The following is an 8,951-nucleotide window of genomic DNA, read 5'->3' as shown; positions in this document are numbered from 1 at the left end:
GAGATGGGTGACAGCGACTCGGTCTACGAGAACCCGCAGAGCGACTACACCAGGCAGCTGCTCACCGCCGCCCCGGTCCTGGACCCGGACGAGGCTCGCGAACTGCGCAGTGAACGGGTGCGGCTGCGGTCCCGGGGCGACTGACGGCGGCTCAGCCGGCCAGTCCCCTCAGCAGGGCGCGCAGACCGAACCGGAACCCGGCCAGGGCCTCGCTCGCGTCGGGCGCGTCCTCACGGTCACTGTGCCGGACCTGGTGGGCGACCGAGCCCAGACAGTAGGCGTTCAGGGCGTCGCAGGCCCGGGACACGTCGTCCTCCGCGAGCCCCGCCTCCGTGAGGGCCGTGTGGAGCAGCGCCCGTGTGTCCTCCTCGCCCAGGGTGTGCGGCGCCCGGTGCATGAGCAGGGACAGCGCACCGGAGTAGGTCAGCAGCCGCTCCCGGTAGGCCTCGGCCCAGACGGTCAGGCGCCGGTCCCAGGGGAGGTCGTCGGACCCGGCCGCCGCCACGGGGTCGGTCCCGGTCGCCTCCTCGCCCTCGGCGCCGTCGACGTCCCCGGGCGGTCCCTGCCCCTCGGCCAGTCCGCTGACCACCCGCGCCGTGGTGACGTACGCGGCGATCGCGTTGAACAGCTGCTCCTTGCCCTTGGGGAAGTGGTGGTAGATCGCCATGGCCTCCACGTCCAGAGCGTCGCCGAGCCGGCGCATGGACAGCCCGCCCAGCCCCCGTCCGGCGATGATGTGGAGGGCCTCGACGATGATGCGCTCGCGGCTCAGACCCGCGTAGTTCCTGCTCACTCTGGTGCCTTTCGGGGGACTGGGGGGTCGACGGAGTCAAGCTGGCAGGTCCGCCGCCGCGACGCCACCACCGACGCACGGTCCGGCTCGCCCGATGATCTTCGTCACCCATAGAGTTGCCTCGACACGGCTGACGGTACTCCCCACGGAGAGCGGACATGGGACTTGCCAAGCAGGACATGACGAAGGCGCGCGAAGAGCTCGCCCACGACCAGGAACGGGCCGATCAGCTGCCCGAGCTCCTGAGGTCGGTGGCCGAGGCCGAGCGGGCCCTGGACGAGGTGCGCGAGCAGGGCGCCCCGGTCGAGGAGGTCCACGCCCACGGCGTGCGGTTCGACACCGCCCTCACCGAGGCCATGCGCGCCGCCTACGCGCGGGAGCGCGTGCTGGTCGGGGTCAAGGGCTATACGGACCGCATCAAGCGCCGTAAGCGTCTGGCCCGGCCCGAGATCAAGCAGGCCACCCAGGTGGCGGAGGACCTGCTCACGGTTCGGGAGGCGCACCGGCTGCACGGTATCCAGCAGGTGCCCCGGTCGGTGGTGGTCTGACTCCGGCCCCGGCGGCCCCATGGGTTCACCCCGTGGGGCCGCTTCGTCTGTCGGGGCCGATCCCTCGGGGCCGGCAATGGTCGGAGTGGCGGGTGGGGTGTGCGCGCGGAGCGTGTCGTTTGAGGGTTGGTGGTGGGCGACGGGTGGGGGGGTGTGCGCGCGGAGCGTGTCGTTTGAGGGTTGGTGGTGGGCGACGGGTGGGCATAGGTTGGACGAACACCCGGTTCGCGCCGGGTGAGTGGTCGGCGATTCACGTGGGGAGCACATAAGGACATGGCGGATTTCATCCGCATTGATCCAACGTCGAAGGTTCCGCCCTACGAACAGATCAGAGCTCTCGTCGCGATCGCCGCGGCCAACGGTGAACTTCCCGTCGGCTACCGGCTGCCCACCGTCCGTGCTCTGGCCGGGCAGCTCTCCGTCGCGGTGAACACCGTCGCCCGTGCCTATCGGGAGCTCGAACAGGCCGGGGTCGTGGAGACCCGGGGCCGCTCGGGGACCTTCGTGGCCGCCGCCGGGGACGACCAGCGAGCCGAGGCCCTGGCCGCCGCCCGTGCCTACGCCGAGGTCATCACTCGGGTCGGGTTGGAGCACGACGAGGCCGTCGACATCCTGCGTGCCGCCCTGAAGGGTTCACCGGGGGCCGGTAACTGACGACGCGTGCGGGACTCGTGTGGTTCCCTTCCCGGCGCGTGATGACCGCAATCGGACCAAACCACTCCTGAAGCCCCTGAACTGGGGTGTTCGGCGATACTGTCGTGGTGCGCCGCCCTCCCCCGGTGGCGGTGAACGACAACCCCCAAGGAGGCGCCGATGAGCAGGAGATCTGGCGGCGGACGGTCATCAGGCGGACGATCCGGCGGAGGCCGTTCCAGCGGAGGCCGTTCCAGCGGAGGCCGTTCCAGCGGAGGCCGTTCCAGCGGCGGACGATCGGGCGGCGGGCGCTCCAGCGGTGGAGGCGGCAGCTCACGCGGAGGGGCCGCACGCCGTGGCGGCGGCTTCAACTCCCGCAGCAGTAGCGGTGGGGCCGGTCGCTCCGGAGGTGGCTTCGGCTCCGGTGGCGGCGCCGCGCGTGCCGGTGGCGGGTTCAACTCACGTTCGGGATCGTCCCGCCCCGCGCGGACCCCGAGGGCCGGGCGTCCCTCGCGACGCAGCAACCAGGCCCACGTCGTGGGCTCCGCGCACGCACCGCGCCCCCGGAACCGCTGGTACTACGGCAGGAACCGCCACTACTACAGCGACGGCCCGGGGTTCGCTCCCCGCGGCGGAGGACTGGGCGCGGTGCTGGGCTGCCTGGGAGCCGTCATCGGCCTGCTGGTCATCCTGGCGCTCCTCGCCGTGCTGATCTGACCCCGACCCGCGATCCCCCGAAAACCCCCGAGAAGGAAACGAGCAGCACCCGTGTCCCACCCCCGAACCCCCACCCGTGTTCTGTCGCTGGCCGCCGCGGCCGTGGTCGTCCCCCTGGCGCTGACCGCGTGTTCCGGGAACCAGGCCGAGATCGACGCCGCCTGCGCCGACATCCAGAGCAACATCTCGGCCGTCGACCTGGCGGCCGAGAGCATCGGGACCGACGTCCTGGTCGACGACGTCCCCTTCCAGGACGACCACTACAGCGTTCTCGACGCCCACGTGCTGGACGTCGAACGCCTGGAGGAGGCGGCCCGAGGCGACCTCAGCAGGGACGCCACCGAGCGCGCCGACGCGGTCAACGCCGTCCTGGAGGAACTGGACTTCGGAGACCACGACGGGCTGGCCGACGCCCTGGACTGGACCTCCGACACGCACGACATGATCCTCGCGGCCTGCGACTACTGAACGGCCGACGACGGGGTGGGAGCACAGGGTTCCCGCCCCGTCCCGCGGGCGACTCAGCGGCGCAGACCCAGCACCGCGATCAGGTAGAAACCGATCAGGCCCGCCCACACCATGAAGACGGACATGGCGCCCCCGATGAGGGAGGCGACGATCGCCGTGATGGGGATGCTGATCCCCAGGCACACCAGGGCCAGGACCATGCGCACGGTGTTGGAGGCCACGCCGACGCGGGGCTCGTCGGCCCCGGTCCGGCGCGCCACGTGGTGCTTGACGCGTTCCTCGATGGTGTCGTCGACGCGCTCGACGAGGGAGGCCGCCACCGCCTCGTCGTACTCGGGGCCCAGCTCGCGGCTGGCGCGCAGCGCGGCGGCGATCTCTTCCTGGTGCCGCTGGGGGTTGTCGGTCATCCGCCCATCGTCCCACCGGCTGGGGGGCGCCGACAGCTCCCGTCCCCGGATACCAGGGGAAGTCCGGGGTTGTCCCTGAGCCCGGAAACGCCGAAGGGGCCGCTCTCCCGAGGGGGGAACGGCCCCGTACGTCACACGAGGGTGGTCAGCTGGCGAAGTCCAGCAGCTGCTGGGCCCGGCTCGGGTGGCGCAGCTTCGACAGCGACTGCTTCTCCAGCTGCCGGATGCGCTCACGGGTGAGCCCCAGGTGCTTGCCGATCTCGTCGAGGGTGCGCGGCCGGCCGTCCATCAACCCGAACCGCAGCGACATGATGGTCGCCTCACGCGGCTCCAGGTCCGACAGGGCGTTGCGCAGCTGGTCGGCCATGAGCTGGCGGTCGACCACCTCGGAGGCCTCCGAGGCGTCCACGTCCTCGATCAGGTCGCCGATGCGGGTCTCGCCGTCCTCACCGATGGTGGAGTCGAGGCTGATCGGCTGGCGGGTGACGCGCAGCAGCTCCTCGATCTGGGCCGGGGTCTTGTCCAGCTCCAGTCCCAGCTCCTCCGGGGTGGGCTCGCGGCCCAGCGCCTGGTGCATGTCGCGCTCCAGACGGCTCACCTTGCTGAGCAGCTCCAGGACGTGCACGGGCAGGCGGATGGTGCGGGCGGAGTCGGCGAACCCCCGCTGGATGGCCTGGCGGATCCACCACATGGCGTAGGTGGAGAACTTGAAGCCCTTGGTGTAGTCGAACTTCTCCACGGCGCGGATGAGGCCGAGGTTGCCCTCCTGCACCACGTCCAGCAGGGACATGCCGCGGTCGCTGTACTTCTTGGCCACGGACACGACCAGGCGGAGGTTGGCCTCCAGCATGTGGGACTTGGCCTTGCGGCCGTCCTCGGCCACCCACTCCAGCTCTTCGCGTTCGACGTCGGCCATCGGGACCGAAGCGTCGATCTCGCCATGCTGTCCGAGCCGGTACTCGGCGTACAGTCCGGCCTCGACCCGCTTGGCCAGGTCCACCTCCTGCTCGGCGGTGAGCAGCTGCCGCCGCCCGATCGCCTTGAGGTAGGTGTGGACCGAGTCGCCCATCGCGGGTGACTGGTCGTCGAGGTCGGCTTCGCCGGTCTCCGGGTCGGTGGTGTTCTGGTTGGTCTCGGTCTTCTTGGTTCGCCGCGTGGTGGTGCGGGCCTTCCTCCGGGTGGAGGGGCCCTTGCGCGAGGCGGCCTTGCCGGATGCGGCCTTGGGTGCCTCGTCGGTGTCGGGTACCGTCGCGATGAGAGTGTTTTCCAGCACGTCGTCCTCGGCGTCAGGGTCGGCCACCATCGCGGAGTCCTCGCCCCCGTTGGCGAGTCGGACCCCGTTCTCGGTGAGTTCACGCAGGATGGAGCGGCCGTCACTGGAAGTGACTCCGGCCGCGGAGAAAGCGGTACGTAGTTCTGAGAGGGACAGGTGTCCCTGGGCGCGCCCCTGGGTGATCAGGTCGGTCAGAGCCTCGTGGGCGGCACGGCCCTCGGTCGGAGCGTTGCCGTCGGGGACTTCGGCCTCGGGGCCCGAAGCGTCTAGGGCAGTGCTCGTCATGTGGGCACCTCCCTCCCTTCCAGGACGTCTGGCACGCGGCGGAGGGTTCCCGCCGACTGGTCGCGCCAATATGTCCAACGTGTCGGCGAGTCAAATGTTCCCTGTCTCGATTGGATATCGAAGAGGGTGGTATGGATCACTCTCCCATGAGTGGCGCAGGACCGACCCATGCGGGTAATGGCGCCCGCTCGGTCCGAGTGCGGGAACCGCCCCGCGACAGGCGTTCCGGGCTTGGGGGAGGACGCAGGGGAGCGGACGATGGGATCGATGGCTGCCGCCAACCGCGGACCTCCTTGGAAGAGGGGCCGAAGAGACCGGATACTCAGGTAGACGCCGGGGAGCTTTCGGAAGTTCCCCGCCAACCGGACAAGGTCTCCCGGGCCAGGGTCCCACGTGTACGGACCACACCGGTAAACGCGCCCTCGCGCCCGGTACGGCCGGTGTTCCCGCTCCGACCAGCGACAGCGACCTCTCTGGGGAGTGCTGCCGGGCCCGCGGAGGCAGGCCGGCGGCCAGCCGCTCAGGAACCGGGGCGGCGCAGTGTGACCAGGTCGGGCTTGCCGGAGGCGAGCATCGGGAGCGCGGCGCGCACGTCCAGTTCCCGAGGGCACGCGTAGGCGGGCAGCCGTTCGCGGACCCATCCCCGCAGCTCCTCCAGCGCGGGCGGATTCCCGGGGTCGGCGGGTACCACGACCGCTGTGACCCGCTCGCCCCACTCGGGGTCGGGGCGGCCCACCACCACCGACTCCGCGATCTCCGGGCGGGCGGCCAGGATGGCGTTCACCTGACCGGGGACCACCTTGTGACCGCCCGTGTTGACCACCTCGTCCATGCGACCCAACACGTGCAGGCGTCCCTCGGCGTCCACACGGCCCAGGTCGTTGGTGCGCAGCCACAGACGCCCGGCGTCGTCGCGGACCATCCCGGCGTCGTCCCCGCCCCGGGCCCAACCCCGTGACTCCGAGCCCGGCGGCAGCCGGTAACCGGTGAGCAGGGTCGGGCCGCCCAGCACGACACGGCCGGGCTCACCCGGCTCCGCACCGGCGATCCGGACCTCGGTCCCGTCCAGCGCGACGCCGTCGTACACGCATCCGCCGCAGGTCTCGCTCATGCCGTAGGTGGTCACGACCCGGCCGCCCGCCGCGCGGGCCGCGTCCAACAGGGAGGGCTCGGCCGCCGCGCCGCCGAGCAGGATCGTGCCGAACACCGACAGGTCCGCGCCAGCGGCCATCAGACGGCGCAGCTGGGTGGGGACCAGCGACACGTGCGGTCGCAGCTCGCGCGCCAGCTCCGCCACCGTGTCCGTGTCGAAGGGGGCGTGCACCACCTCACCCCCGGTGACGAGGGCTCGGATCATCACCTGGATGCCGGAGATGTGCCCGGCGGGAAGCACGCACAGCCAGCGGTCGCCCGGGGCGGCTCCGATCCTCGCCACCGAGGCGCGGGCCGAGGCGCGCAGGGCGGACGCGGACAGCTCCACACCCTTGGGCTCCCCGGTCGATCCGGAGGTGGTGACCACCAGAGCCGCGTCCGGGCCCACCGCGACGCCACCGGGCAGCTCGGTGGTTCCGTCGGGGGTACACAGCGACGAGGGCCGCATGGCGGCCACCAGTGCCTCGGCGCGCGGGTCGGGGGTGCCGTCGGGGATGGGAAGCAGAGCGGGGCCGGTACCGTCCAACGCGCGGGCGAGCCGCTCGTGCATGACGGCGGGGGTCAGACCGCGTACCGCCTGGAGGGCGCGTTCGCCCTCGCGGCCGGGGACCTGGGACCGGGGTTCGCTTGCTTGTGCCACGGTGCTCCAGCGTACGCCCGACCAGGGGAGCGGCCGTCCGGTGGGGCCGGGTGTCGGGTGCGTGCCTGCCCGTCCCGGCTCGCCTGGCACAATGCGTAGGGTTGACGTCTGGGCGCGACGGCCACCCCGGCCGCGCCCACACCGTCCCCATCCCCGTGAGGAGAAGCAGAAGCCGTGAGCAGCGTGATCGACTGGCAGCGGTCGGGCGAGTATTCCGACATCATCTACGAGACCGCGGAGGGCATCGCCAAGATCACGATCAACCGCCCCGAGCGGCACAACGCGTTCCGTCCCCAGACGCTCTTCGAGCTCCAGACGGCCTTCGGCAACGCCCGGGACGACTCCAGTGTCGGCGTGATCATCTTCACCGGCGCCGGTGACCAGGCGTTCTGCTCCGGTGGCGACCAGAAGATCCGCGGCGACGACGGCTACATCGGCGACGACGCCGTGGCCCAGCAGGGCATCGGCCGCCTCAACGTGCTCGACCTCCAGGTGCAGATCCGCCGCCTGCCCAAGCCCGTGATCTGCATGGTCGCCGGTTGGTCCATCGGCGGCGGCAACGTCCTCCAGGTGTGCTGCGACCTCACCATCGCGGCCGACAACGCCAAGTTCGGCCAGACCGGCCCCAAGGTCGGCTCCTTCGACGGCGGCTACGGCGCCTGGCTGCTCGCCGAGACCGTCGGGCTGAAGAAGGCCCGCGAGATCTGGTACCTGTGCCGCCAGTACAGCGCCCAGGAGGCGCTGGACATGGGCATGGTCAACACCGTCGTGCCGCTGGCGGACCTGGAGAAGGAGACCGTCTCCTGGGCCCGCGAGATGCTGGACAAGTCCCCGCTGGCGCTGCGCATGCTCAAGGGCGCCATCAACGCCGTGAGCGACGGCGCCGCCGGGATGCAGCAGTTCGCCGGTGACGCCACGATGCTCTACTACATGAGCGAGGAGGCCCAGGAGGGCCGGGACGCCTTCAAGGAGAAGCGCCGTCCGGAGTTCGACAAGTTCCCGCGTCGCCCGTGATCGGCGCCTCGGAGCCTGCCCCGGCGGTGACCGCCGCCGGGGGGCGGGCCTTCGCCATCGGCCTGCGCAACCGCTTCCGGGGCATCACGGTCCGCGAGGGAATGCTGGTGCGCGGCCCCGCCGGGTGGGGCGAGTTCTCACCCTTCGCCGAGTACGGGCCGCGTGAGGCCTCCCGCTGGTGGGCCGCCTGCCTCGAAGCGGCCCACCGGGGCTGGCCGGAGCCGGTACGCGACCGGGTGGCCGTCAACGTGACCGTGCCCGCCGTGGACCCCGGACGCGCCGCCGCGATCGTCGCGGCGGGCGGCTGCGCCACCGCCAAGGTCAAGGTCGCGGAGAAGGGCCAGGACTGGCGCGAGGACGTGGCCAGGGTCGAGGCGGTCCGGTCCGCGATCGGCCCCTCCGGCCGGGTGCGGGTGGACGCCAACGGCGCCTGGGACGTGGACACCGCCGTGCGGATGACACGCGAGCTGGACCGGTTCGGCCTCGAGTACGTGGAACAGCCTTCCGCGACCCTGGACGAGCTGGCCGCCGTGCGCCGCCGGGTCGACGTTCCGGTGGCCGCCGACGAGTCCATCCGCCGCGCGGAGGACCCCCTGCGGGTGCGCGCCTCCGAGGCGGCGGACATCGTGGTGCTCAAGGTGCAGCCCCTGGGCGGCGTCCGCGCCGCGCTGCGGGTGGCCGAGGCCTGCGGACTGCCGGTGGTGGTCTCCAGTGCCGTGGAGACCTCGGTGGGACTGGCCGCCGGGGTGGCCCTGGCCGCCTGCCTGCCCGAGCTTCCGTACGCCTGCGGCCTGGCGACCATGCAGATGCTCGAAGCCGACGTCACCGCCGCCCCGCTGCTGCCCGTGGACGGGTTCCTCCCGGTCCGTCCGTCCGAGGTGGACGAGGCGGCGCTGGCGGCGGTCGAGATCGATCCGGGTGCCTGGCGCGCACGGGCCGAAGCCGCCGAGGCGGCCGGGCGGACCACCTCCGACCCGGCCTGACCTCGCGGGGCACGGTGACCGGTGTCCCGGAGTGACGT

10 protein-coding genes are annotated in these 8,951 nt (G+C 71.8%); 6 read left to right on the top strand and 4 right to left on the bottom strand.

What is annotated here, in order from left to right:
* Positions 1–151 precede the first annotated feature (151 nt).
* On the bottom strand, positions 152–793 hold the full coding sequence (locus BDW27_RS07790) for a TetR/AcrR family transcriptional regulator (protein WP_110048784.1): 642 nt from the start codon (positions 791–793) through the stop codon (positions 152–154).
* Positions 794–951: 158 nt separating this feature from the next.
* Here BDW27_RS07790 and BDW27_RS07785 point away from each other — a divergent pair, with 158 nt between their 5' ends.
* The 4 genes from BDW27_RS07785 (at position 952) to BDW27_RS07765 (ending at position 3,159) form a co-directional block, all read left to right on the top strand.
* On the top strand, positions 952–1,341 hold the full coding sequence (locus BDW27_RS07785; RefSeq protein WP_017544916.1) for a hypothetical protein: 390 nt from the start codon (positions 952–954) through the stop codon (positions 1,339–1,341).
* A 273-nt stretch (positions 1,342–1,614) separates the two neighbouring features.
* Positions 1,615–1,995, top strand: a complete 381-nt coding sequence (locus BDW27_RS07780; RefSeq protein ID WP_017544917.1) for a GntR family transcriptional regulator — start codon at positions 1,615–1,617, stop codon at positions 1,993–1,995.
* 516 nt (positions 1,996–2,511) lie between these two features.
* On the top strand, positions 2,512–2,691 hold the full coding sequence (locus BDW27_RS07770) for a hypothetical protein (RefSeq protein WP_017544919.1): 180 nt from the start codon (positions 2,512–2,514) through the stop codon (positions 2,689–2,691).
* Between the two features lie 51 nt (positions 2,692–2,742).
* Complete coding sequence (locus BDW27_RS07765) at positions 2,743–3,159, top strand: hypothetical protein (RefSeq protein WP_110048782.1); 417 nt, start codon at positions 2,743–2,745, stop codon at positions 3,157–3,159.
* A 53-nt stretch (positions 3,160–3,212) separates the two neighbouring features.
* Here the strand turns inward: BDW27_RS07765 and BDW27_RS07760 are convergent, their stop codons facing one another.
* From BDW27_RS07760 to BDW27_RS07750, 3 genes are all read right to left on the bottom strand, one after another.
* Entirely contained in the window at positions 3,213–3,566 is a 354-nt protein-coding gene (locus BDW27_RS07760; RefSeq protein WP_110048781.1) for a hypothetical protein, read from the bottom strand.
* 145 nt (positions 3,567–3,711) lie between these two features.
* Positions 3,712–5,124 (bottom strand): RNA polymerase sigma factor, encoded by a 1,413-nt coding sequence (locus BDW27_RS07755; RefSeq protein WP_017544922.1) that lies wholly within the window; start codon positions 5,122–5,124, stop codon positions 3,712–3,714.
* 520 nt (positions 5,125–5,644) lie between these two features.
* Complete coding sequence (locus tag BDW27_RS07750; RefSeq protein ID WP_110048780.1) at positions 5,645–6,916, bottom strand: AMP-binding protein; 1,272 nt, start codon at positions 6,914–6,916, stop codon at positions 5,645–5,647.
* Positions 6,917–7,090: 174 nt separating this feature from the next.
* Here BDW27_RS07750 and menB point away from each other — a divergent pair, with 174 nt between their 5' ends.
* Positions 7,091–7,930 (top strand): 1,4-dihydroxy-2-naphthoyl-CoA synthase, encoded by an 840-nt coding sequence (menB, locus tag BDW27_RS07745; RefSeq protein ID WP_049579029.1) that lies wholly within the window; start codon positions 7,091–7,093, stop codon positions 7,928–7,930.
* Positions 7,930–8,913 (top strand): o-succinylbenzoate synthase, encoded by a 984-nt coding sequence (locus tag BDW27_RS07740; RefSeq protein ID WP_110048831.1) that lies wholly within the window; start codon positions 7,930–7,932, stop codon positions 8,911–8,913. The genes menB and BDW27_RS07740 overlap by 1 nt, the downstream gene beginning before the upstream one ends.
* The last annotated feature ends 38 nt before the right edge of the window (positions 8,914–8,951 follow it).

The sequence above is a fragment of the Nocardiopsis sp. L17-MgMaSL7 genome (assembly GCF_003182025.1).
In the GTDB taxonomy this organism is placed as follows: Bacteria; Actinomycetota; Actinomycetes; order Streptosporangiales; family Streptosporangiaceae; genus Nocardiopsis; species Nocardiopsis prasina.
This window is presented reverse-complemented; position numbering and strand designations above follow the sequence as displayed.

Bases quoted from the DNA above. Each gene is read 5' to 3' on its own strand.
- BDW27_RS07755 (WP_017544922.1), bottom strand. From the start codon at position 5,124: ATGACGAGCACTGCCCTAGACGCTTCGGGCCCCGAGGCCGAAGTCCCC.
- BDW27_RS07785 (WP_017544916.1), top strand. From the start codon at position 952: ATGGGACTTGCCAAGCAGGACATGACGAAGGCGCGCGAAGAGCTCGCC.
- BDW27_RS07780 (WP_017544917.1), top strand. From the start codon at position 1,615: ATGGCGGATTTCATCCGCATTGATCCAACGTCGAAGGTTCCGCCCTAC.
- BDW27_RS07760 (WP_110048781.1), bottom strand. From the start codon at position 3,566: ATGACCGACAACCCCCAGCGGCACCAGGAAGAGATCGCCGCCGCGCTG.